The following is a 24028-nucleotide window of genomic DNA, read 5'->3' as shown; positions in this document are numbered from 1 at the left end:
GGAACGCGCCGCGCGGATGCCGGCGTAGGAGTCGACTGTCATGCAGCCGACAAGCGAAGCCGAAAGCCGACCGACACCCTCCGTCGTCGGGACTGAAGTCCCTCCCACAAGGATGCCCAGTTCATCCCTATGGGAGCGACGTCAGGCGGGCGTCACGTGTGGACATCCGTCTCGGCGGATGGCCCACGGCGATGCGGAACCACGCGTGACGGTACGCGCAATACGTTGGCTGGGTGCACTGTGGGAGGGACTTCAGTCCCGACGCATTGCGCCATCGGGAAGCGCGCCACGTCGCGCGTCGCGGCTGCACGACGGTTCACTCCTGTGGCATTTCGCCAGCGCTTTGCCGCAACGCAGGGGTTGCACCGCGGCGGGCCGCAGTTGGGGCAGGCGATGCCGCCGCCCCTCTGCACACGCCGCCGCCACGGCGGATAATCGCGGCCATCCCCGCACAGGAGTTCGCACATGATCCGCGACATCATCCGCATGGGCGACCCGCGTCTGCTGCGCCAGGCGCCGCCGGTTACCGACTTCGACAGCGCGCAACTGCACGCGCTGGTGGCCGACATGTTCGAGACCATGGACGCCGCACGCGGCGTCGGCCTGGCCGCGCCGCAGATCGCGGTGGACCTGCAACTGATGGTGTTCGGCTTCGAGCGCAGCGCGCGCTATCCGGACGCGCCGCCGGTGCCGCGCACCGCCCTGGCCAATGTGGTGATCGAACCGCTGTCCGACGAGCTGGAGGACGGCTGGGAAGGCTGCCTGTCCATTCCCGGACTGCGCGCGGTGATTCCGCGCTACCGGCACATCCGCTACCGCGGCGTGCTGCCGGACGGCACCCCGCTGCAGCGCGAGGCCGAGGGTTTCCATGCCCGCGTGGTCCAGCACGAGCACGACCACCTGATCGGCCGGCTGTATCCCTCGCGCATCCGCGACTTCGACAAGTTCGGCTTCGAGGACGTGCTGTCGTACGAGTTGTAGCGCAGGATCGACGTGCTTTTCGTAGGAGCGGCTTCAGCCGCGACCGGGCGTTACCGGTAACGCCTCGGTCGCGGCTGAAGCCGCTCCTACGACAGCGCCGATCACCGGCAAATCCCAGAACGCGCACGGCCCGCGCGAGGCGGGCCGTGGCGGGTGCTGCTAGAAACGCGCTGTGGCTTACTTCAGCGCCTTGAAGCGCAGGCGCTTCGGGCCGGCGTCGTCGCCCAGGCGGCGCTTCTTGTCCTCTTCGTACTCGCGGTAGTTGCCCTGGAAGAACTCCACGTGCGAGTCGCCCTCGAAGGCGAGGATGTGAGTGGCGATGCGGTCCAGGAACCAGCGATCGTGCGAGATCACGAAGGTGTTGCCCGGGAACTCCAGCAACGCGTCTTCCAGCGCGCGCAGGGTTTCGATGTCCAGGTCGTTGGACGGTTCGTCGAGCAGCAGCACGTTGCCGCCCTGCAGCAGGGTCTTGGCCATGTGCAGGCGGCCGCGCTCACCGCCGGACAGCGAACCGACCATCTTCTGCTGGTCCTGGCCCTTGAAGTTGAAGCGGCCGATGTAGGCGCGCGACTGGATCTCCACGCCGTTGATGTTGAGGATGTCCAGGCCGCCGGAAATCTCCTGGAACACGTTGTGGTTGCCTTCCAGCTTGTCGCGGCTCTGGTCCACGTACGACAGCTGCACGGTCGGCCCGACCACGATCTCGCCCGAATCCGGCTTCTCCTGCCCGGTGATCATCTTGAACAGGGTCGACTTACCGGCACCGTTGGGGCCGATGATGCCGACGATGGCGCCCGGCGGGATGATCATCGACAGGTTGTCGATCAGCAGGCGGTCGCCGAACTTCTTGGAGACGTTCTTGAACTCCATCACCGAGTTGCCCAGGCGCTCGCCCGGCGGAATGAAGATTTCGTTGGTCTCGTTGCGCTTCTGGTAATCGACCGACTGCAGCTCGTCCAGGCGCGCCAGACGCGCCTTGCCCTTGGAACGGCCGCCCTTGGCGTTCTGCCGGGCCCACTCCAGTTCCTTCTGGATGGCCTTCTGCCGCGCCTTCTCCTGGTTCTCTTCCTGCTTCAGGCGCTCGTCCTTCTGCATCAGCCATTCGGTGTAGTTGCCCTTCCACGGAATGCCGCGGCCGCGGTCCAGTTCCAGGATCCACTCGGCGGCGTTGTCGAGGAAGTAGCGATCGTGGGTGACCGCGACCACGGTGCCGGTGTAGCGCGCCAGGAACTGCTCCAGCCACTCCACCGACTCGGCGTCGAGGTGGTTGGTCGGTTCGTCGAGCAGCAGCATGTCCGGCTTCTGCAGCAGCAGCCGGCACAGCGCCACGCGGCGCTTCTCGCCGCCGGACAGGTTGGCGATCTTGGCGTCCCACGGCGGCAGCCGCAGCGCGTCGGCGGCCACGTCGAGCTGGTTCTCCAGGGTGTGCGCGTCGCCGGCGGCCAGGATCGCCTCCAGGCGCTCCTGTTCCTTGGCCAGCGCGTCGAAGTCGGCGCCTTCCTCGGCATAGGCGGCGTACACCGCTTCCAGCGCGGCCTGCGCCTGCAGCACTTCGCCCACGCCTTCCTCGACCGACTCGCGCACGGTCTTGTTCGGGTCCAGCTCCGGCTCCTGCGCCAGGTAGCCGACCTTGGTGCCGGGCTGCGGACGCGCCTCGCCTTCGAAATCGGTGTCCACGCCGGCCATGATCTTCAGCACGGTGGACTTGCCGGCGCCGTTGAGGCCGAGCAGGCCGATCTTGGCGCCGGGGAAGAACGACAGCGAGATGTCCTTGATGATCTGGCGCTTGGGCGGCACGGTCTTGCTGACCCGGTTCATGGTGTAGATGTATTGCGACATGGCGGCTCCAAAGGCGCAGGGCGCCCGCCGGCCGGCGGCCGGAGGGCGTCGAAAGGGATGGCGGATTATAGCCGGACGGCCGCCGGCATTCGTTGCCGCGCGGTGGCGGCAGCAGACGCGCGGGTGATGCCGCGCGGCCTACTCGGCGATCGGCGGCAGCGCAGCCGTGGTCGCCGTTGACGAGGCGCCCGCGCGACGTTGCCGGCGCAGATAGAACAGCGCGCAGATCACCAGCACCAGCATCGCCAGCCATTCGCTGTGCAGGGCGGCCTGCATCGCGGCCAGGCTGCCGCCGCCGCGGGCGTGCGCATAGATGGCGCCCAGTGCCGCCGGGCCCAGGCCCATGGCCGCCTGCAGGATGGTGGAGAGCATGGCGCTGCCCGCGCCGGCATGTGCGGTGGGGACCTGGGACAGGCCGATGCGGTAGAAGCTGGCCACGATCCAGGCCTGGCCGGCGCCGATCAGCGCCGTCGCCGGGGCCAGGTTGCGCGCGCCCGGATGCGGCCACACGGCGTGCAGCGTCCAGCCCAGCGCCAGCAGGCCCAGCATCTGCACCAGACAGCCCAGCAGCAGCGTCGGCAGCGGGCCGCAGCGCGTCGCCACGCGGGCGCTGACCAGCGCGGAGGCGAAGTAGGCCGCCCCCAGCACGATGAAGGCGTTGCCCGACTGCAGCGGCGAGAGACCGGCGCCGGTCTGCAGGGTCAGCGCCAGCACGAACATGAAGCCGCTCCAGCAGGTGAAGAACACCCCGCCGACCAGCAGCGCGAAGCGCACGCTGGGCAGCCGCAGCAAGGCCGGCGGCAGCAGCGGGGTCCGTCCGCGCCGTTCCTGCCACAGTTCCACTCGGGTCAGCGCCGCCAGCAGCGGCAGGCAGGCCGCCAGCACCGCCAGGCACGCCGGCGGCCAGTGCAGCGCCGGGCCCAGCGCCAGCGGCAGCAGCAGGCAGGCCAGGAACAGCCCCAGCAATCCGGCGCCGGCCAGGTCGGGCGGCATCCGCTGTGCCGCGCGGGTCTCCGGCACGGCGCGCAGGCTGGCCAGCGCCAGCAGGCAGAACGGCAGGTTGATCAGGAACACGCTGCGCCAGCCGGAGCCGCCGATGTCGGCGCTGACCAGCGATCCGCCCAGCACCTGGCCGATGACGAAGGCGATGCCGCCCAGCGAGCCGTACAGCGCCAGCGCCCGCGCGTGCGCCTTGCCGTGCAGGCTGACGTGGATGGTGGCGAGGATCTGCGGCACCGCCAGCGCCGCGCCCAGCCCCTGCAGCGTGCGGCCGGCCAGCAACGCGCCCACCGAACCGGCCACGCCGCACAGCAACGAGGCCAGGCCGAACAGCAGCACGCCGGCCCCGAACACGCGGCGCCGGCCGAGGTTGTCGCCGAGCCGCCCGCCCGCCGCCAGGCCCACCGCGAAGGCGACGCCGTACACGGCCACGATCAGTTCCAGTTGGGTCGCCGACGCGTGCAGCGTGTGCGCGATCGAGCCGAGCGCGACATTGAGGATGGAGAAGTCGATCAACGGCAGCATCTGCCCGATCAGCAGGATGCCCAGGCCGCGGCGGCTGAGGGTGGGGGCGATGGTGGACATGTCGGAGGTGGGGAAGGTGGGGGAGGTCATGGCGCGCAGTATGGAAGCCAAGTAAACTGGTACAAGGACTCATTTATCCTGGTACTGAAGGTGCCTCCCTGGCATCCCGGGCGGTCGCCTCGGCACCGCATCCGGCAGGCAGGCGGGACACGGCGGCGCAGCCTTCGCCGTGCGCCGGCACGGCACCGTTGGTCACGTGCGGACCGCAACGCGGAGAAGACGATGCAACTGGACCTCGCGCATTCCACCCCCACGCCGCAGCGGGCGGCCGCACCCGCCGCGTCCGGCCCGGCCCTGGCCAGCGAGCGCGCCCGGGCGCTGGGCGCCTTCCTGCGCGCGCGCCGCGAGAGCCTGGATCCGGCGCGCCTGGCGCTGCCGCGCGGCGGCAGGCGGCGCACCCCGGGCCTGCGCCGCGAGGAGGTGGCCCTGCTCGCCGATGTCGGCGTGACCTGGTACACCTGGCTGGAACAGGGGCGCCCGGTGCGCGCCTCGGCGCGTGTGCTGACCGCCATCGCCCACGCCCTGCAGTGCTCGGAGGTCGAAACCGCGCACGTGCTGGCGCTGGCCGGGGTGGGCGGCACCACCGCACTGGCGCCGCCGCCGTGCGAACGGCTGACCGGCACCGCGCGCATGTTGCTGGACCAGCTCGGGCCGTGGCCGGCGATGCTGCAGACCCCGCGCTTCGACATTCTCGGCGCCAACCCAGCGTTCCAGCGCCTGATGGGCGTGACCCTGACCGACCTGCCAGACGCCGACCGCAATTGCGTCTATCAGGCCTTCACCAATCCGCGCTGGCGCGACGCATTGCTCGATCGGCAGGACGTGCTGCAGCACATGGTGGCGATGTTGCGCGCGGCGATGGCCGAGCACCTGGGCGAGCCGGAATGGGAGGCCTTGCTGGCGCGCTACCGTGCGGCCTCGCCCGAATTCGATGCGCTGTGGCGGCAGCGGCGCGAGGTGCGGGGCGTGGAGAACCAGCTCAAGCGCTTCCGCCACCCGACGGAAGGCGAGTTGCGCCTGCACCAGGTCAACTGGTGGTCGGCGCCGCGCAACGGCAACCGCCTGGTGGTCTATTTGCCAGCCGATGACACAGCGCAGGCTGCGTTGTTGCGCCTGCACGCGCAGGCCGGAAATGCCGCTGGATGAACGCTTTCCTAGCCCGATCCGGCAAGCTGAATACGTAACCGATTCCAGCAGGAGACGGTTCAGACGGAAACGGCCTAAATGCAACCGCCACACCACGTGACGGAGTTGCCATGAACATGAAACGCATTGCCACAATTGCCCTCTCGTCCGCGCTGGCGCTGGGTTTCATGGCGCCACCCGCGTTTGCCTGGGGTCCGGGCGGCCCGGGCCCTGGCTGGGGCCCGCCGGGTCCTCCGGGGCCGCCGCCTCCGCCGCCGGGCCCGGGTCCGCGCGACCACGGCTGGTACGACCGCGGTTACCGCGACGCCGACCGCGAGCGCTACTGGCGCGACCGCGAGCGCGACCGCCGCGATGCCCGTCGCGCCTACGACCGCGGCTACCGCGACGGTTATCGCAATGGCCCCGACGTCGTCTACTACCGCCCGGGCCCGCCGCGCTGGGCGCGCGGCCAGCGCTACTACGGCCCGAACTACGTGGTCTACGACTACGACCGCTATCAGGTCCGGCGCCCGCCGCACGGCTACCGCTGGGTGCGCGACGACACCGGCAACCTGCTGCTGGTCGCCATCGCCACCGGCGTCATCGCCGACCTGGTGCTCAACGGCCGCTGACCTCGGTTGCAACAACGGCGAACGGCCTCCTTCGGGAGGCCGTTCGCGTTTTGGTTCGCCCTCGGGCGCGCGCGGGGCTTAAACTAGTCGTCTGCCTTCTGTCCATGCCCCTGGAGACCCGATGTTCCCGCGCGACGCCCGCATCGAAACCTACGATCCCGAACTGGCCCGCGCCATCGCCGCCGAAGCCGGCCGCCAGGAAGACCATGTCGAGCTGATCGCCAGCGAGAACTACTGCAGCCCGCGGGTCATGGAAGCGCAGGGCAGCCAGCTCACCAACAAGTACGCCGAGGGCTATCCGGGCAAGCGCTACTACGGTGGCTGCGAATTCGTCGACGTCGCCGAGCAACTGGCCATCGACCGGGTCAAGCAGCTGTTCGGCGCCGACTACGCCAACGTGCAGCCGCACAGCGGCTCGCAGGCCAACCAGGCGGTGTACTTCGCGCTGCTGCAGCCGGGCGACACCATCCTCGGCATGTCGCTGGCGCACGGCGGCCACCTGACCCACGGCGCCAAGGTCAACGCCTCCGGCAAGCTGTTCAACGCCGTGCAGTACGGCGTCAACGACCAGGGCCTGATCGACTACGACGAGGTCGAGCGGCTGGCCCTGGAACACAAGCCGAAGATGGTGGTGGCGGGCTTCTCCGCCTACTCGCAGGTCATCGACTGGGCGCGTTTCCGCGCCATCGCCGACAAGGTCGGCGCGTATTTCTTCGTGGACATGGCGCACGTGGCCGGCCTGGTCGCCGCCGGCGTCTATCCGACCCCGCTGCCGCACGCGCACGTGGTCACCTCTACCACCCACAAGACCCTGCGCGGCCCGCGTGGCGGCATCATCGTGGCCAGTGCCGCCGGCGCCGGCGACACGCTTGAGGACCTGTCCAAGAAGCTGCAGTCGATCGTGTTCCCCGGCATCCAGGGCGGCCCGCTGATGCACGTGATCGCGGCCAAGGCGGTGGCGTTCAAGGAAGCGCTGGAGCCGGAGTTCACCAGCTACCAGCAGCAGGTGGTGAAGAACGCGCAGGCCATGGCCAAGACCCTGATCGCGCGCGGCTACAAGATCGTCTCCGGCGGCACCGAAAACCACCTGATGCTGGTCGACATGATCGGCCGCGACGTCTCCGGCAAGGACGCGGAAGCGGCGCTGGGCAAGGCCCACATCACCGTCAACAAGAACTCGGTGCCCAACGACCCGCGCTCGCCGTTCGTGACCTCCGGCCTGCGCCTGGGCACCCCGGCCATCACCACCCGCGGCTACCTGGAACAGGACTGCGTCGACCTGGCCAACTGGATCGCCGACGTGCTCGACGCCCCGGCCGACGCCGCCGTGCTGGCGCGCGTGCGCGACGCGGTGACCGCGCAGTGCCGCAAGTATCCGGTGTATGGCTGAAAAACGGGAATGGGGAATGGGGAATGGAGAATCGGGAATGGTTGAAAGCGCTAGTTGGCGCCTTTGGCGTTCCCATTCCCCATTCCCGTTTCCCCACTCCCGGCACCTATATGGCTGAGGCGGGAATGGAGAATGGAGAATCGGGAATGGTCAGAAGCGCTAAGCTGGCGCCGTTGACGTTCCCATTCCCCATTCCCGTTTCCCCATTCCCGGCGCCCTGAATGCACTGCCCCTTCTGCCAGCACACCGATACCCGGGTGATCGATTCGCGCGTGTCCGAGGACGGCGCGACGATCCGCCGTCGTCGCGAGTGCGAGGCCTGCGGTGAGCGCTTCAGTACGCTGGAGACGATCGAACTCAAGCTGCCGACGGTGATCAAGAGCGACGGCGGCCGTGAGGCGTTCGATGCGCGCAAGCTGCGCACCAGCTTCGATCGCGCGCTGCAGAAGCGGCCGGTGGCCGAAGAGCAGATCGAGGCGGCGGTGCGTGCGGTGGTGCACCAGCTGCGCATGTCCGGCGAGCGCGAACTGCCCTCGATCCGGGTCGGCGAGTACGTGATGGCCGAGTTGCGCAAGCTCGACCACGTCGGCTATGTGCGCTTCGCCTCGGTGTACCGCAGCTTCCAGGACGTGGCCGATTTCCGCGAGGAGATCGAGAAGCTCGAGCGCGAGTTGCCGGTGGGCAGCGAACAGTTGCCGCTGCTGGACCTGGTGCGCGCGGCCAAGCCGGGCGACAAGACCGGCAAGCGCTGAGCGCATGCGCATCGTCTGTCTGGCCGAGGCGGCGCAGCACATCCCCGCGCTGGCGCAGGAGCATCTGCAGGCCTTTGGTCCCCTGTTGCCGGAATGGAACGTGGTGGAGGCCGAGGCCGACCTGCGCAGCCACCGCGACGACCGCCGCATCCCCACCAGCTGGATCGCCCTGGACGGCGAGGACTGGCTGGGGTCGGTGAGCCTGCTGCAGAACGACGACGCGCGTATCCGCCAGTTCTCGCCCTGGTTGGCCACGCTGTACGTGCGGCCGCAGGCGCGCGGTGCCGGCGTCGCCGCCGCCCTGGTCGCGCACTGCGTGCAGGCCGCCGCGCGCTTCGGCGTGCAGTGGCTGTATCTGTATTGCGAGCCGGTGCTGGTGCCGTTCTACGAGCGCCTGGGCTGGCAGCGCCACGCCGACCTGCCGCTGGGGCTGCTGCACGTGGTGGTGATGCGCATCGATGCAGGCGGCGGTGCCGCATGAGCGATCCGCAGTCGCCCGGATTTTCCGCCGACGACCATCGCTGGATGGCGCAGGCCCTGCGCCTGGCCGAGCGCGGCGCCTACACCACGCGGCCGAACCCGATGGTCGGCTGCGTGATCGTGCGCGACGGTGCGGTGGTCGGCGAGGGCTTCCATCAGCGCGCCGGCGGGCCGCACGCGGAGGTGTTCGCGCTGCGCGCCGCTGGCGAGCGCGCACGTGGCGCCACCGCCTACGTGACCCTGGAGCCGTGCGCGCACTACGGCCGCACTCCGCCATGCGCGCTTGCGCTGATCGAGGCCGGCGTGGCGCGGGTGGTAGCGGCGATGGCCGACCCGTTCCCGCAAGTCAACGGCGGCGGCTTCACGCTGCTGCGCGAGGCCGGCATCGCGGTGCAGGCCGGGTTGATGGAAGCGCAGGCGCGCGCGCTCAACCGCGGTTTCCTGTCGCGGGTGGAGCGCGGCCGCCCATGGCTGCGGATCAAGCTCGGCGCCAGCCTGGACGGACGCACCGCCCTGGCCAGCGGCGAATCGAAATGGATCACCGGTCCTGCCGCGCGCCAGGACGTGCAGCACTGGCGCGCCCGCGCCGGCGCCATTCTCACCGGCGCCGGCACCGTGCTGGCCGACGACCCAGCGCTGACCGTGCGCCTGGACGCGGCGACCGAGGTGATGCCGCCGCTGCGCGTGGTGCTGGATGCGCACCTGCGCAGCCTGGCCCAGCCCAAGGTCCGCGACGGCAGCGCACCGACCCTGTACCTGCATGCGCCGGACCGCGCGCCGCCGATTTTGGATCACGCGGCGTTCGCCACCGTGCCGCTGCACGACGGCCGCTGCGACCTGCATGCGGCGCTGCGCCTGCTCGCCGAACGCGGCATCAACGAGGTCCAGGTCGAAGCGGGGGCGACGCTGAGCGGCGCACTGCTGCGTGCCGGCCTGGTCGACGAACTGCTGGTGTACATGGCGCCGCTGCTGTTGGGCGACAGCGCTCGACCGCTGCTGGCCGGGCTGGGTATCGACACCATGGCGCAGCGCCTGCCGCTGCAGCTGCAGGACGTGCGCCAGCTCGGTGACGACCTGCGCCTGCTGCTGCGCCCCTGAGCGCCGGGCGGGGCGCCGCCGCGGCAGTTGCCGGCCGCCGCGGCGAAGGCGTGGCGATCCTGGAGGGAGTGGAGCATGTCCAAGACCATCGTAGGCACCGACGGCGGACTCCCAGGACGCGGCGACTGGGTGCAGCGGGTCGCCTCGACCAGCAGGCTGGAGCGCATCGAGGCGTTCTTCGGCGGCCATGGCTATGCCATGCACCGGCACGACACCTACGCGATCGGCCGGACCCTGGCCGGCGTGCAGAGTTTCCACTACCGGCGCGCGATGGCCCATGGCACGCCCGGCACGACGATCGTCCTGCATCCTGACGAGCCGCACGACGGCCATGCCGGCACGCAGGCCGGTTTCCGCTATCGGATGGCGTATATCGAACCGGCGCTGATCCAGCGCGTGCTGGGCAGCGCGCCACTGCCTTTCGTCGGCGTGGGGACCTCTGCGGATCGGCGCCTCGGCGCGGCCGCAGGCGCATTGCTGCAGTCGCTGGACGCGCTGGATCCTCTGCAGGAAGCGGACGCCCTGTTCGATCTTGCACACGCCCTGGCCGCCGCCGCCGGCGTCCGCCGGGCTCGTGCCGGCGTGGACTATCGTGCGGCCGAACTGGCCCGCAGCTATCTGCTCGACTGCCTGGAACGGCCGATCGCGTTGCAGGATCTGGAACGGGCCAGTGGCCGCGATCGCTGGCGCCTGTCGCGGGATTTCAGGGCGCTCTACGGCACCAGTCCCTATCGCTACCTGACCATGCGGCGGCTGCAGCGGGCGCGCGATCTGGTCGCGGCGGGCCGGACGCTGGCGCAGGCGGCGCTGCTGGCCGGTTTCACCGACCAGAGCCATCTGACGCGGCAGTTCGTCCAGGCCTACGGAATGGCGCCGGGACGCTGGGCGCGGATGCTGCGATCGGCGCCGGCCTGAGCCGCGGCGCAGCCTGCACGATCGTACAAGATCGGCCTGGAGGATGGCGCCAGACTGGGCCTCCTCCGTCCAGACCAGGTCCAGCCCATGCCCGCGTCCCCGTCCGCCGCTGCGCCATCGCGCGCCATCAACTTCGCCCACAAGCTCGGCCTGATCGCCGAACACTGGCAGCCGCGGGTGATCGCCGAGCTGAACGACTACCAGTTCAAGCTGGTCAAGATCCTCGGCGATTTCATCATGCACACGCATGCGCACACCGACGAGGCGTTCCTCGTGCTCGCGGGGCGGCTGCGGATCGACTTCGCCGATCGTCACGTGTTCGTCGACGCCGGCGAACTGTACGTGGTGCCCCGGGGCGTCGCGCACCGCACGTCCGCGCTGGAAGAGGTCAGCCTGATGCTGATCGAGCCGCGTGGCGTGGCCAATACCGGCGAGCAGGGCGGCAGCCGCACGGCACCGAACGACGTGTGGATCTAGTCGGCAGGCGCGCCCCGGCCCGAATGCGCGCGACCGCCACGCAAGCGTGGCGCGGCCACGTGCGTGGGGTTGCCGTCGTCGCCGCGACGCTTTGTCCCACGCGCGGCGCGCCGGCGGCGGCAGGCGGCCGGGCCGCGCCTGCTAGAATGCGCGGGCCGGTTCGCCGGCGACCACAAACGTCTTCAGGGCGGGGTGCGATTCCCCACCGGCGGTAGGTGCGTTCGCGCACGAGCCCGCGAGCGCTTCCCGGCGCCGGCGCGACCCGCCGAATCGGGAAGGTCAGCAGATCCGGTGCGATGCCGGAGCCGACGGTATAGTCCGGATGAAAGAAGACGGCCTACGCGCAGCCTCGCGGCTGTGCGCGTGCCTGTTTGCCTTGTGGCGTTTTTCGCTCACCCCATTGCGAGAAACGTAGCTATGTTCACCGGAATCATTGAAGGCGTCGGCCATCTCGCCGCACGCCAGCCGCAGGGCGGCGATGTCCGCTTCACCGTCGCCACCGGCAGCCTGCCGTTCGCCGACGTGCGCCTGGGCGAGAGCATCGCGGTCAATGGCGTATGCCTGACCGTGATCGCCTTCGACGCGGCCTCGTTCCAGGCCGACGCCTCCACCGAGACCCTGGCGCTGACCACGCTCGGCCGCCTGGCCGAGGGCGCGGCGCTGAACCTGGAGCGGGCGATGCGCCCCAGCGACCGCCTCGGCGGGCACTTGGTCAGCGGCCACGTCGACGGGCTGGGCGAGGTGTTGTCGATCCACGACGACGCGCGCGCGCAGCGCTGGCGTTTCGCCGCGCCGGCGGCGCTGCTGCGCTACATCGCCAAGAAGGGCTCGATCTGCGTGGACGGGGTCAGCCTCACCGTCAATGCGGTCGACGCGGAAGGCTTCGAGGTCGCGCTGATCCCGCACACCGTGGCGCACACCGCGTTCGCGCAGACCGCGGTCGGCGCGGCGGTGAACCTGGAGATCGATCTGGTCGCGCGTTACGTCGAACGCCTGCTGCAGGGCCGCCAGGACGAAGCGCTGCTCTGAGTCCGGCCGTGCCGTCCTTCCGCCACGCTGCGCCGCCGCCTGCGGCGCGCGCGGCGCCTTCCGTCTTTCCGCGAGTCCCCGCATGTCGCCTTCCGTTACCCCGAGCCTGAATTTCGCCTCCGTCCCCGAACTGCTGGAAGAACTCCGCGCCGGCCGCATGGTGGTCATCGTCGACGACGAGGACCGCGAGAACGAGGGCGACCTGATCATGGCTGCCGAGCTGGTCAAGCCCTCGGACATCAATTTCATGGTCACCCATGCGCGCGGCCTGGTGTGCCTGTCGCTGACCCGCGAGCGCTGCGCGCAGCTGGGCCTGGCGCCGATGGTCCAGCGCAACACCGCGCAGTTCCATACCAACTTCACCGTCAGCATCGAGGCCGCCGAGGGCGTGACCACCGGCATCTCCGCCTACGACCGCGCCCATACCGTGCGCACCGCGGTCAAGCCGGACGCCAAGCCGCACGACCTCAGCCAGCCCGGCCACATCTTCCCGCTGATCGCCCAGCCGGGCGGGGTGCTGACCCGCGCCGGCCACACCGAGGCCGCCAGCGACCTGCCGATGCTGGCGGGGCTGGAGCCGGCCGGCGTGCTGGTGGAAGTGCTCAACCCCGACGGCAGCATGGCGCGGCGTCCGCAGTTGGAGGCGTTCGCCCGCACCCATGGCCTGAAGATGGGGTCGATCGCCGACCTGATCGCCTACCGCCTGGCCACCGAGCACACCGTCGAGCGCATCGACGAGCGGCCGATCGACACCGAGTTCGGCGGCTTCACCCTGGTCACCTACCGCGACCGCATCGCCCACGACCTGCATTTCGCCCTGGTCCGCGGCACCCCGGACGCGGAGACGCCGACCCTGGTGCGGGTGCAGGTGGAGAACCCGCTGGCCGACCTGCTGCACTGGCGCCGCGACGATTTCGGCGTGGCCGCCAGCGACGCCTTGCGCGCGATCGCCGCCGCCGAGCGCGGGGTGATGGTGGTGCTGTCGGCGCCGCGCGACAGCGAGGCGCTGCTGGCGCGGCTGCGCGCGCAGCCGGAGGCGGCGCATGGCAAGGACGTGGGCCAGTGGCGGCGCAACGGCGCCGGCAGCCAGATCCTGGCCGACCTGGGCCTGGGCAAGCTGCGCGTGCTCGGCACCCCGCGCCGGCAGATCGGCCTGGCCGGGTTCGGGCTGGAGGTGGTGGAGCATGTGGAGCCGGGAATCGGGATTCGGGAGTCGGGAGTCGGTAAAAGCTGATCCCGCGCGATTCCTGCCATTGGCGGTGACGCGGCCTTCTGCACTGACCTCAGGACCGCTTTCCCGGGGCGCGGCCCCACCGCCTGCTAAACTCTTCCACCCCCTCAAGCTGCCACCGCCATGTCCCACTACGAAGGCGACCTCCGCACTCCCGAGTCGGCGCGTTTCGCGATCATCGCCAGCCGCTGGAACGCCCGCATCACCGACGTGCTGGTTGCCGGCGCGCGGCAGAGCCTGGCCGGCAACGGCATCGCCGAGGACGCGGTGGACGTGATCCGCGTGCCGGGCGCGTGGGAACTGCCGCTGGTCGCCGCACGCCTGGCCGCGGCCGGCAAGCATGCCGCGATCATCGCGCTGGGCTGCGTGATCCGTGGCGATACCCGCCACTACGAACACGTCGCCGACGGCTGCGCCGAGGGCCTGCTGCGGGTGTCGCTGGACTTCCGCATCCCGGTGCTCAACGGCGTGCTCGCCGTGGAGCAGGTCGAGGACGCCGAGGCGCGTGCCGGCGGCAGCCACGGCAACAAGGGCGAGGAAGCGGCGCTGAGCGCGCTGGAGATGGTCAACCTGCTGGAGCTGCTGCCGTGAACAAACCCGCTGGCCACAAGCACCACCCACGCCGCGACGGCGTCGATCCGGTCCTGCGTTCGCGTGCGCGCCGGCGTGCGCTGCAGGCGATCTACGCCTGGCAGATTTCCGGCGGCAACGCCCAGCACGTGATCGCGCAGTTCGCGCACGAGCAGGCGCACGAGATCGCCGACCTGGTGTACTTCGAGAACCTGGTCGAAGGCGTGCTCAAGCACCGCGCCGAACTGGACGAAGCACTGGTCGGCTACCTGGATCGCACGGTCGAGGAAGTGGACGCGATCGAACGCGCAGTGCTGCGCCTGGCCGCCTACGAACTGCTGCACCGCATGGACGTGCCGTACCGCGTGGTGATCAACGAAGCGATCGAGACCGCCAAGCGTTTCGGCTCCGAACACGGCCACACCTACGTCAACGGCGTCCTCGACCGCGCCGCGCTGCAGTGGCGCGCGGTGGAGTCGGGGGGCTGAGGGGCCGGGAATGGGGAAACGGGAATGGGGAATGGCAAATGCAACTGCCGTCCCCTCCGAGATCGCCGGCGCGCCGGTTGTTGCTCCTGCTTTTCCCATTCCTGACTCCCCATTCCCGATTCCCAGCCCCCAATGCCCGAATTCGATCTGATCGAGCGCCTGCGCGCACGCAGTCGGGCGCGTGACGACCTGCCGCTGGGCATCGGCGACGATGCGGCCTTGCTGCTGCCGCCGGCGGGGGAGTTGCTGGCGATCACCACCGATACGCTCAATGCCGGGGTGCATTTCCCGGCCGAGACCGCGGCCGCCGACATCGGCTGGAAGACCCTGGCGGTGAATCTGTCCGACCTGGCGGCGATGGGCGCGCAGCCGCGCTGGTGCACGCTGTCGTTGTCGCTGCCGCAGGTCGACATGGCCTGGGTCGATGCGTTCGCCGAGGGCTTCTTCGCGGTGGCCGACGCGCACGGCATCGGCCTGGCCGGCGGCGACACCACGCGTGGGCCGCTGGCCTTGTCGGTCACCGCCATCGGCAGCGTGCCGGCGACGGCGGCGCTGCGTCGCGATGCCGCACAACCGGGCGACGAGGTCTGGGTGACCGGCCAGCCGGGCGAGGCGGCCGCGGCGCTGGCGCTGTGGCAGGCCGCCCGCCTGGACGTAACCACGCCGGCCGCCGATCCCCTGCACGAACGCCTGCGCCAGCGCCTGCTGCGGCCGACGCCGCGGGTGCAGGCGGGCGTGCGCCTGCGCGGCCTGGCGCGGGCCTGCGTGGACGTGTCCGACGGTCTGCTCGCCGACCTGGAGCACATCTGCGCGCGCAGCGGCGTCGGCGCCGAACTGGCGCTGGCCGCGCTGCCGGCGGTCGCCGCGCCAGCGGACGCGGATGTGGCGCAGGTGCATGCCTGGCAACTGGGTGGCGGCGACGACTACGAACTGTGCTTCACCGCCGACCCGGCGCAGCACGCGGCGATCGTGCAGGCGCTGCAGGCGGTGGGGGTCACGGCGACGCCGATCGGGCGCATCGTCGCCGGTCGCGGCATCGTGGTGCGCGATGCCGACGGCCAGCGGTGGCAACCGCCGCGCAGCGGGTACCAGCACTTTCTGAGCTGAGCCGCGTGGCCTGCGCGCGCGCAGGCCACGGGCCGCGGCGCCAGCACCGGTGTGCCGCGCGCCAAGGTCGACCGACACCCCCTTCCATACCGTGCCGCACTGCGGCGTGAACATCGCCCGTACCCGGTGGTACGGTCCGCCTGCCCGGCCCCGTGTCGAGCGCTTGTCACCGTTCTGGCAATACCGTTCCGGCAGCCGGCCATTCCGGTCCGGCGCCGCTTGGGAGGCAGTCCATGCGCATGTCCGTCTCACGTCGCATCGCCCTTGGCGCGATGCTGCTGGTGTTCTCCGCCGCCGCCGCCGCGGCCGGCTTCAGCAAGCAGTACCAGAGCATTTCCAGTTTCGATGGCACCAAGCTCGGCGCGCTGGTCCTGGTGCCGCAGGGGCAGGGACCGGGACCGTTCCCGCTGGTGGTGATGCCGGCCAGCTGGTCGCTGCCGAACCTGGAGTACGTGGGCCGCGCCAGCGAACTGGCCAACGACGGCTATGTGGTGGTCAGCTACACCTCGCGCGGGTTCTGGGATTCGCAGGGGCTGATCGACATCGCCGGAGCGCCGACGGTGGAGGACGTCAGCGCGGTGATCGACTGGGCGCTGGCCAATACCCCGGCCGACGCCAAGGCGATCGGCGTCTCGGGCATCTCCTACGGCGCCGGCACCAGCCTGCTCGCCGCCGCGCGCGACCCGCGGATCAAGGCGGTGGCCGCGCTCAGCGGCTGGGCCGACCTGCAGGCCTCGCTCTACGCCAACAGCACGGTCAGCCAGCAGGGCGTCGCCCTGCTGGTCGGTGCCGGCACGCTCACCGGCCGGCCCGGTCCGGACCTGGCGCGGATCACCGCGCACGTGGCGGTCGGCGACTACGACGGCGCGGTGCAGGGCTTCCTGCCCAAGGCGGCCGAGCGCGGAGTGATCAACGAGGTGCAGGCGCTCAACCGCAACGGTCCGGCGGTACTGATGGCCAATGCCTTCAACGACGGCCTGTTCCCGCCGAATCAGTACATCGACCTGTACAACCGGCTGAGCGTGCCCAAGCACCTGATGTTCAGTCAGGGCGACCACGCCACCGCCGAACTGCCGGGTGCGCTGGGCCTGCCGAACCAGGTGTACACCGAGGCCACGCGCTGGTTCGATCGCTACCTCAAGGGCCGCGACAACGGCGTGGACCGCGAAGCGCCGGTGCAACTGTCCACCCTCGGTGGCGACTGGCTCAGCTATGCCGACTGGAACAGCGTGCAGGCCGGCGCTACCCATTACGGCCTGACGGGTCCCAGCGGCCTGCTGCTGCCGACCGGGGCGCTGACCAGCGGCAACAGCAGTGGCTGGAGCTACCGCATCGCCACCGGCGTGCCGACGCTGGCCGATTCCGGTGTGGTGCTGGTCAGTGGCCTGCTGCAGGGCTTCGGCCAGCCGGTGACGACCTCGATCCCGCTGGTCAGCCGCGCCGGTGCCGCGGTGTGGAGCGGCCCCGTGCTGTCCAGCGGCAAGCGCCTGGCCGGTGCGCCGTCGCTGCGGCTGACGGTGACCCCGAGCCAGTCGAACGTGTCGCTGTTCGCCTATCTCTACAGCATGGACGGGTCGGGTTCGGCGCAATTGCTCAGCCACGTGCCGTACACCTTGCGCAACGCGACGCCGGGCACGCCGGTCACCCTCGACCTGGCGCTGCAGGCGACCGCGGTCGACATCCCGGCGGGGCGCCGGCTGGTGCTGGTGGTGGACACCACCGACCCGCGCTACACCTCGGCCAGCCGCTTCGGCGGCACCGTGAGCTTCAGTTCGCCGGCGGCAACGCCGTCGTTCCTGAGTGTGCCGTTGCACTGAGGCAGTGGTTTCCTTCTCCCATTGGGAGAAGGTGCACGGAGGGGCAGATGAGGGTACGGGCGCAGCCTCGCAGTGATAGGTCCGCGCGTGCGCTTCGCGCGCCGACCCTCACCCCAACCCCTCTCCCGGTGGGAGAGGGGCTTTGAGCTTATTCCTTCTCATCTCGGGAGAAGGTGCCGGTAGGGGCGGATGAGGGTACGGGCGCAGCCTCGTATAGCCAGATCGACGCGACGCTAGTCACGCGCACGAATTTACGCAGCTTTTATTCGAACCGGCGCGCGCTTTGCAACGAAGATATCCGGCGATTCCGCATACTTTCCGCGCTGACGACGGGGATGTGTGCGTGGAATCGATGGTTGCGATCTTGAGCCTGCCGCTGCCTGCAACGGTCGCCTGCAGGCGCCACCTGCGGCATCCACTGGGGGCGCACTGGCCTGGTGTCCGCATCAGCATCGCTGCCATTCTTCGCGCGTTGCGACGTCGCCACGGCTGTCGCAGCGCGTCGCAGCATCCGCCTCCACGCAGCCGCGCGCGTTCACTGCACGCGCAGTGACCCGCTGACGCCGCCGCCGCGGCGCCGCATTCCACCTCTCTCCCGCGATGCGCCACCAGGCGCATCGCCTGCGATGGCGCGTGCGCGTGAGGCGGCGCGCTGTCGTTGCCTCCCTCCACCCGAAAAGGACGGCTCGTTGCAGAGCCGAAGTCGCAATGTCCATGAAGCTCCATCCCCTGTTCCTGTTCCTGTCCCTGGCCCTGCTGTGCGCCCGCGATGCCGCCGCCGCGGGCCTGGTTGCGCCCGTGTCCGAGGCGATGCCGGCGTCGGACGCTGTGACGGCGCCGCTGCCGCGCAGCGCCGATTGCGCCAATGGCTTCTTCTCGCGCCTGGCCTCCGCCTATCGCGAGGATGCGCAACCGGCCGATCCAGATGCGCCGACGCCGGCGCGCCGCGGCCTGGCGGCGCCGTTCTCCTCGCCGCCGTTCCCGTCGGCCGAATGGCAGCTCGGCGCGGTGGACTATCCGGTCGGCGTGCCCAACGAGAATGCGCAGTATCCGGTGGAGAAGGCGCTGGCCTGCACGCGCGTGGGGCAGTGGATGCAGCGCAACCGCATCGAGCTGTACGGCTGGATCAATCCCTCGCTCAACGCCAGCACGTCCTCGCGCACCAACTATCCGCTGTCCTACTCCACACGGCCCAACCGCGGCGAATTCAACCAGGCGTTGATCCGCCTGCAGCGCGTGCCGGACACGGTGCAGACCGATCATGTCGACTGGGGCTTCCACCTCGACGACCTCTACGGCTACGACTACCACTACACCACGATGAAGGGCGTCACCAGCGACCAGTTGCTGCACCACCCGCAGCCAAACAGCGCGCTCAACGGCAAGATCTACGGCAACGATCCGATGATCGCGCACGTGGACCTGTACCTGCCGTCGGTGGCGCAGGGCATGCTGGTCACGGTCGGCCGCTATCTGTCGTTGCCGGACATCGAGGCGCAGTTCTCGCCGAACAACTATCTGCTGACCCACTCGATCCTGTACACGGTCGATGCCTATACCAACATGGGCGTGCTCACCACCACCAAGCTCAACGACCAGTGGACGCTGCAACTCGGCGTGCATGGCGGCGACGATTCGGCGATCTGGGACGCGACCAGCCGCCTGAGCGCGCAGGCCTGCCTGCGCTGGGTCTCCAAGAGCAACGACGACATGCTGTATCCCTGCGTGGAGTCGTACAACAACGCCGCGCAGACCTACAACAACCTGCAGGAGTTCGTGCTGACCTGGGGCCACCGCCTCTCGCCGAAGGTGCACATGCTCACCGAGGCCTACCACCTCTACGTGCGCGACCAGGCGCTGGCCACCGATCCGTCGCAGTCGCATGCGCCGACCGGGCGCCCGGGCTATGCGTTGGGCGAGGCGCCGGACTTCCCGCTGGGACGCAGCACCGCCGATGCCATCGTCAACTACGTCAACATCCAGCTCGGCGCGTCGGACATGCTGGCGATTCGCAACGAGTTCGTGAACGACCACGACGGCCAGCGCACCGGTTTCGCCACGCGCTACTCCAGCCACACCATCGGCCTGACCCACTGGGTGTCGCAGGACCTGGAGATCCGCCCCGAGCTGCGCTACGAGCACGCCTACGATTTTCCCGCCTACGACGGCGGACGCCGCAATCATGAGGCGACGGCGTTGATCGACGCGATCCTGCACTACTGAGGACGGCGCACGCGGTGCCGGCCGCGTCGCGCGGCATTGCGCGCCGCCGGCGCCGACCATGGCGATGCGCCTGCGATATCGCGCGCGATCGCCGGCGCCGCGCGGTTTTACGCAGAATTTATGCGCGCCGCGCCGCTTCGCCACGGAGAGTTTATGGCGCCGGCTTCGATAATGCCGGCCTGGGCCAGAAGGCCTGTCCGACCCGGCGTGCGTCGCCATGTTGCGCTTCCCTTCTGTCGCCGTGCGTGCGTCGCGTGCGGCGCTGTTCCACACGATTGCGGCCTGCCCTGCGGCGGGCCGTCCCTTTGTTTCGGAGTTGAGACCATGAGCGGTTGGCTTTCGTTCGTTTGCGGCGTGGCGGTGATCGTCGCGGCCGGTTACCTGCTGTACGTGATCCTGCGCCCCGAAGATTTCTGAGCCGAGTGCCACTTCCATGATCGATACATTGCTTGTCTATGCGCTCGCGCTGCTGCTGGGGTGGCCGCTGGGCCTGTACCTGGCCAAGGTGATGCGCGGTGCGCCGATGCGCGGCGACGCGCTGTTCGGCTGGATCGAACGCCCGCTGTACCGCCTGCTCGGCACCGATCCGGCGCGCGGCATGCACTGGCGCGCCTATGCCGGCGCGTTCTTGGCCAGCAACCTGGTGTTGGGCGTGCTGGTGTTCGCGCTGTTCGTGACCCAGGCCTGGCTGCCGTTCAATCCGGATGCGGTGCCCAACATGCGTTGGGACGTGGCGCTGCACACCATGGTCTCGTTCCTCACCAACACCGACCAGCAGCATTACTCGGGCCAGGCGCAGCTGTCGTACCTGTCGCAGGCGGTGGGCGTGGTCGGCCTGCAGTTCATCACCCCGATGATGGGTCTGGCGCTGGTGGCGGCGACGCTGCGCGGCTTGTTCGGCGGGCGTGGCCATGACGCGGCGCGCACCGCTGCGGCCGCCACCGGCGGCGAGGCGGTGCAGGACGTGGATCTCGGCAACTACTGGGCCGACGTGATCCGGCCGACCCTGCGCTTCCTGCTGCCGCTGTGCCTGCTGTGGACGCTGCTGCTGACCCAGCAGGGCGTGCCGTCCACGCTGGCCGCCGGTCCGGTCGCCACGCCGCTGGACGCCAGCGCCGGGCAGCAGACGCAGAAGATCCCGCTCGGCCCGGTCGCGGCGATGGTGGCGATCAAGCAGCTCGGCACCAACGGCGGCGGCTGGTACGGCCCCAACAGCGCGATGGCGCTGGAGAATCCCACGCCGTTCTCCAATCTGCTGGAAGTGCTGGCCATCGTGCTGATCCCGGTGGCGGTGGCGTTCATGGTCGGCCCGTTCACCGGACGCCGCAAGTTCACCGCGCTGGTGTTCGGCAGCATGCTGGTGATGTCGCTGGCGTCCACCGCGGTGTCGCTGTGGGCCGAAGGCCATGCGCCCGGCAGCGCCGCGCTGATGGAAGGCAAGGAGGTGCGCTTCGGCGTCGACGCGTCGGCGGCCTGGTCGTCGCTGACCACGCAGACCTCCAACGGCTCGGTCAACGCCATGCACGATTCGCTGGCGCCGCTGACCGGCGGCGTGGCCATGGTCAACATGCTGATCAACGCGATCTGGGGCGGCATCGGCTGCGGCCTGCAGCAGTTCCTGGTGTATCTGCTGCTGAGCGTGTTCCTGGCTGGCTTGATGACCGGGCGCACCCCGGAGTTGTTCGGGCGCAAGATCGAGGCGCCGGAAGTGCGTCTGCTGGCGCTGCTGATCCTGTTGCAGCCGCTGGTGCTGCTCGGCTTCACCGCGGTCACCCTGGCCCTGCCGGCGTCGATCTCGGCGACCTCCAATCCCGGCTTCCATGGCATCAGCCAGGTGTTCTACGAGTACACCTCGGCCTTCGCCAACAACGGCTCCGGCTTCGAAGGGCTGGGCGACGGCATTCCGTGGTGGAACCTGAGCTGCACCGCGGTGCTGCTGCTGGGCCGCTATCCGGCGCTGATCGTGCCGCTGATCGTGGCCGCGCAACTGGCGCGCAAGCGCGTGGCGCCGGAAACCGGCGGCAGCCTGCAGGTGGAAACCCCGACCTTCGCGCTGACCCTGATCGCGGTCATCGCGGTCCTGACCGTTCTGCAATTCACGCCGGCCCTGGTGTTGGGACCGATCGCCGATCACCTGACCCTGGCCGCGCACTGAGACGACGACGATGAGTACCCCGCTTCCCTCTACTTCCGTGGCTTCTTCGCCGGCGCGCCGGCCTGGGCTGTTCGATGCCGCGGCGCTGCGCGCGGCCCTGCGCGACAGCGTGCTCAAGCTGTCGCCGCGGCATCTGCTCGGCAGCCCGGTGATGGCCGTGGTCTTTGCCGGCACGCTGCTGTCGGCGCTGATCACCGTGGCCGGCCAGGGGCCGACCGGCTTCGGCTGGGCGGTGACCGCGATCCTGCTGGTCACCGTGCTGTTCGGCAACTTCGCCGAGGCGGTGGCCGAGGCGCGCGGCCGCGGCCAGGCCGCCTCGCTGCGGCGCGCGCGCAAGGACCTGGTGGCGCGCCGGGTCGCCAGCGCGCGGCTGGACGGCGAGACCAGCGTGCCGGCCGCCGAACTGCGCCCGGGCGACCTGGTGGTGGTCTCGGCCGGCGAGCTGATCCCGGCCGACGGCGAGATCGTGCACGGCCTGGCCACGATCAACGAGGCCGCGGTCACCGGCGAATCGGCGCCGGTGCTGCGCGAGGCCGGCACCGACCGCTCCGGCGTCATCGGCGGCACCAAGGTGCTGTCCGACGAGATCCTGGTGAAGGTCACCGCCGAGCCGGGCCACAGCTTCCTGGACCGGATGATCGCGCTGGTGGAAGGCGCCAATCGGCAGAAGACGCCGAACGAGATCGCGCTGACCATGCTGCTGGCGGCGATGACCCTGACCTTCCTGATCGTGGTCGCCTCGCTGCCGGCGATCGCCGCCTTCGTCGGCGTGCACGTGGACCCGTTGCTGCTGATCGCGCTGCTGGTGTGCCTGATCCCGACCACCATCGGCGGGCTGCTGCCGGCGATCGGCATCGCCGGCATGAATCGCGCGCTGTCGGCCAACGTGCTCGCCAAGTCCGGCAAGGCGGTGGAAGTGGCCGGCGACGTCGACGTGCTGCTGCTGGACAAGACCGGCACCATCACCCACGGCGATCGCCAGGCCACCGTGTTCCATGCGCTCAGCGGCGTGGACGTGGCGCAGCTGCGCGAAGCGGCGATGCTGTCGTCGCTGGCCGACCCGACCCCGGAAGGCAAGTCGATCGTGCGCCTGGCCCGCGAGCAGGGCCTGCCGCCGGCCGATCCGGCGGGTGCCGAGTTCGTCGCTTTCACCGCGCAGACGCGCATGTCCGGCGTCGACCTGCCGGCCGCCGGCATGCAGCCGCCGCGGTCGATCCGCAAGGGTGCCGCCGATGCGCTGATCCGCCACGTCACCGCGCTGGGCGGACAGGTGCCGGCGGAACTGAAGAGCCGGGTCGAGCAGGTGGCGCGCAGCGGCGCCACGCCGCTGGTGGTGGCCGAGGGCCGGCACGTGCTGGGCGTGGTCGAGCTGTCGGACGTGGTCAAGCACGGCGTGCGCGAGAAGTTCGCGCGGCTGCGCGCGATGGGCGTCAAGACGGTGATGATCACCGGCGACAACCCGCTCACCGCGGCGGCCATCGCCGCCGAGGCCGGCGTCGACGACTACATCGCCGAAGCCACCCCCGAGGACAAGCTGGCGCGCATCCGCCAGGAGCAGGCCGGCGGACGCCTGGTGGCGATGGTTGGCGACGGCACCAACGACGCGCCGGCGCTGGCCCAGGCCGACGTCGGCCTGGCGATGAACTCCGGTACGCAGGCGGCCAAGGAGGCTGGCAACATGGTCGACCTGGACTCGGATCCGGCCAAGCTGCTGGCGGTGGTGGAAGTGGGCAAGCAGCAGCTGATCACCCGCGGCGCGCTGACCACCTTCTCGCTGGCCAACGACGTGTCCAAGTACTTCGCGATCCTGCCGGCGCTGTTCGCCGCCTCGATCCCGCAGATGGCCGCGCTGAACGTGATGCGGCTGTCCAGCCCGACCAACGCGGTGCTGGCGGCGCTGATCTTCAACGCGCTGGTGATCCCGGCGCTGATCCCGCTGGCGCTGCGCGGCGTGCGCTTCACCCCGTCCTCGGCGACCTCGCTGCTGCGCCGGAACATGCTGATCTACGGCGTGGGCGGCGTGCTGCTGCCGTTCGTCGGGATCAAGGCCATCGACCTGCTGTTGGTGGCGTTGGGCTGACCCCAGCGCCGATCTATACGCTCTTTCGGAATTGCCTCCATGACCGTGTCTTCCG

At 70.1% G+C, this 24028-nt stretch carries 21 protein-coding genes and 1 riboswitch; of the genes, 19 read left to right on the top strand and 2 right to left on the bottom strand.

The genetic code is table 11. From position 1 onward, the window contains the following. Positions 1 to 465 precede the first annotated feature (465 nt). On the top strand, positions 466 to 981 hold the full coding sequence (locus M3U25_RS13890; protein WP_160948284.1) for a peptide deformylase: 516 nt from the start codon (positions 466 to 468) through the stop codon (positions 979 to 981). Positions 982 to 1158: 177 nt separating this feature from the next. Here the strand turns inward: M3U25_RS13890 and ettA are convergent, their stop codons facing one another. Beyond that, positions 1159 to 2820, bottom strand: coding sequence for an energy-dependent translational throttle protein EttA (gene ettA / locus M3U25_RS13885; RefSeq protein WP_017908418.1), 1662 nt, complete (start codon positions 2818 to 2820; stop codon positions 1159 to 1161). A 138-nt stretch (positions 2821 to 2958) separates the two neighbouring features. Beyond that, a complete protein-coding gene (locus tag M3U25_RS13880; RefSeq protein WP_355501903.1) occupies positions 2959 to 4434 on the bottom strand; it encodes an MFS transporter in 1476 nt (491 codons plus the stop codon). A gap of 192 nt (positions 4435 to 4626) precedes the next feature. Between M3U25_RS13880 and M3U25_RS13875 the strand changes: the two genes are divergently transcribed. From M3U25_RS13875 to kdpB, 18 genes are all read left to right on the top strand, one after another. Beyond that, positions 4627 to 5550, top strand: a complete 924-nt coding sequence (locus M3U25_RS13875) for a helix-turn-helix transcriptional regulator (RefSeq protein ID WP_355501906.1) — start codon at positions 4627 to 4629, stop codon at positions 5548 to 5550. A gap of 110 nt (positions 5551 to 5660) precedes the next feature. Next, positions 5661 to 6161, top strand: coding sequence for an RcnB family protein (locus M3U25_RS13870; protein WP_355501909.1), 501 nt, complete (start codon positions 5661 to 5663; stop codon positions 6159 to 6161). 121 nt (positions 6162 to 6282) lie between these two features. Beyond that, positions 6283 to 7551, top strand: a complete 1269-nt coding sequence (glyA, locus tag M3U25_RS13865) for a serine hydroxymethyltransferase (RefSeq protein ID WP_355501912.1) — start codon at positions 6283 to 6285, stop codon at positions 7549 to 7551. 221 nt (positions 7552 to 7772) lie between these two features. Then, positions 7773 to 8303: a transcriptional regulator NrdR gene (gene nrdR, locus M3U25_RS13860; RefSeq protein ID WP_010340907.1), complete on the top strand. Its 531-nt coding sequence runs from the start codon at positions 7773 to 7775 to the stop codon at positions 8301 to 8303. Positions 8304 to 8307: 4 nt separating this feature from the next. After that, a complete protein-coding gene (locus M3U25_RS13855) occupies positions 8308 to 8784 on the top strand; it encodes a GNAT family N-acetyltransferase (protein WP_355501917.1) in 477 nt (158 codons plus the stop codon). Next, positions 8781 to 9881, top strand: coding sequence for a bifunctional diaminohydroxyphosphoribosylaminopyrimidine deaminase/5-amino-6-(5-phosphoribosylamino)uracil reductase RibD (gene ribD, locus M3U25_RS13850; protein WP_355501920.1), 1101 nt, complete (start codon positions 8781 to 8783; stop codon positions 9879 to 9881). The genes M3U25_RS13855 and ribD overlap by 4 nt, the downstream gene beginning before the upstream one ends. A 75-nt stretch (positions 9882 to 9956) precedes the next feature. Beyond that, entirely contained in the window at positions 9957 to 10796 is an 840-nt protein-coding gene (locus M3U25_RS13845; RefSeq protein WP_355501923.1) for an AraC family transcriptional regulator, read from the top strand. Positions 10797 to 10883: 87 nt separating this feature from the next. After that, the gene (locus M3U25_RS13840; protein WP_355501926.1) at positions 10884 to 11273 is read left to right on the top strand and encodes a cupin domain-containing protein; all 390 of its coding nucleotides are present in this window, start codon (positions 10884 to 10886) and stop codon (positions 11271 to 11273) included. Between the two features lie 174 nt (positions 11274 to 11447). Further along, positions 11448 to 11611, top strand: a riboswitch (FMN riboswitch). Between the two features lie 79 nt (positions 11612 to 11690). After that, complete coding sequence (locus M3U25_RS13835) at positions 11691 to 12302, top strand: riboflavin synthase (RefSeq protein ID WP_355501929.1); 612 nt, start codon at positions 11691 to 11693, stop codon at positions 12300 to 12302. A gap of 106 nt (positions 12303 to 12408) precedes the next feature. Continuing rightward, complete coding sequence (ribB, locus tag M3U25_RS13830) at positions 12409 to 13536, top strand: 3,4-dihydroxy-2-butanone-4-phosphate synthase (protein WP_355502052.1); 1128 nt, start codon at positions 12409 to 12411, stop codon at positions 13534 to 13536. A 120-nt stretch (positions 13537 to 13656) separates the two neighbouring features. Continuing rightward, positions 13657 to 14124, top strand: coding sequence for a 6,7-dimethyl-8-ribityllumazine synthase (gene ribH / locus M3U25_RS13825; RefSeq protein WP_048490538.1), 468 nt, complete (start codon positions 13657 to 13659; stop codon positions 14122 to 14124). Beyond that, the gene (gene nusB / locus M3U25_RS13820; protein WP_209032390.1) at positions 14121 to 14591 is read left to right on the top strand and encodes a transcription antitermination factor NusB; all 471 of its coding nucleotides are present in this window, start codon (positions 14121 to 14123) and stop codon (positions 14589 to 14591) included. Before ribH ends, nusB begins: the two co-directional genes overlap by 4 nt. A gap of 132 nt (positions 14592 to 14723) precedes the next feature. Next, positions 14724 to 15698 carry a thiamine-phosphate kinase gene (gene thiL / locus M3U25_RS13815; RefSeq protein ID WP_355501933.1) on the top strand — a complete coding sequence of 325 codons (975 nt, stop codon included), beginning with the start codon at positions 14724 to 14726 and terminating at the stop codon, positions 15696 to 15698. 233 nt (positions 15699 to 15931) lie between these two features. Then, the gene (locus tag M3U25_RS13810; protein ID WP_355501935.1) at positions 15932 to 17515 is read left to right on the top strand and encodes a CocE/NonD family hydrolase; all 1584 of its coding nucleotides are present in this window, start codon (positions 15932 to 15934) and stop codon (positions 17513 to 17515) included. Between the two features lie 708 nt (positions 17516 to 18223). Beyond that, positions 18224 to 19738 carry an outer membrane beta-barrel protein gene (locus tag M3U25_RS13805; RefSeq protein ID WP_355501938.1) on the top strand — a complete coding sequence of 505 codons (1515 nt, stop codon included), beginning with the start codon at positions 18224 to 18226 and terminating at the stop codon, positions 19736 to 19738. Between the two features lie 324 nt (positions 19739 to 20062). Next, positions 20063 to 20155: a potassium-transporting ATPase subunit F gene (locus M3U25_RS13800; protein WP_010341961.1), complete on the top strand. Its 93-nt coding sequence runs from the start codon at positions 20063 to 20065 to the stop codon at positions 20153 to 20155. A 16-nt stretch (positions 20156 to 20171) separates the two neighbouring features. Then, entirely contained in the window at positions 20172 to 21893 is a 1722-nt protein-coding gene (gene kdpA / locus M3U25_RS13795; protein ID WP_355501941.1) for a potassium-transporting ATPase subunit KdpA, read from the top strand. A 10-nt stretch (positions 21894 to 21903) separates the two neighbouring features. Then, the gene (gene kdpB, locus M3U25_RS13790; protein WP_355501944.1) at positions 21904 to 23973 is read left to right on the top strand and encodes a potassium-transporting ATPase subunit KdpB; all 2070 of its coding nucleotides are present in this window, start codon (positions 21904 to 21906) and stop codon (positions 23971 to 23973) included. The last annotated feature ends 55 nt before the right edge of the window (positions 23974 to 24028 follow it).

This window comes from Xanthomonas sp. PPL134 (assembly GCF_040595915.1).
GTDB classification, from domain to species: Bacteria; Pseudomonadota; Gammaproteobacteria; order Xanthomonadales; family Xanthomonadaceae; genus Xanthomonas_A; species Xanthomonas_A indica.
Note: the sequence above shows the minus strand (reverse complement) of the source record. Positions and strands in the feature narration are given on the sequence as shown.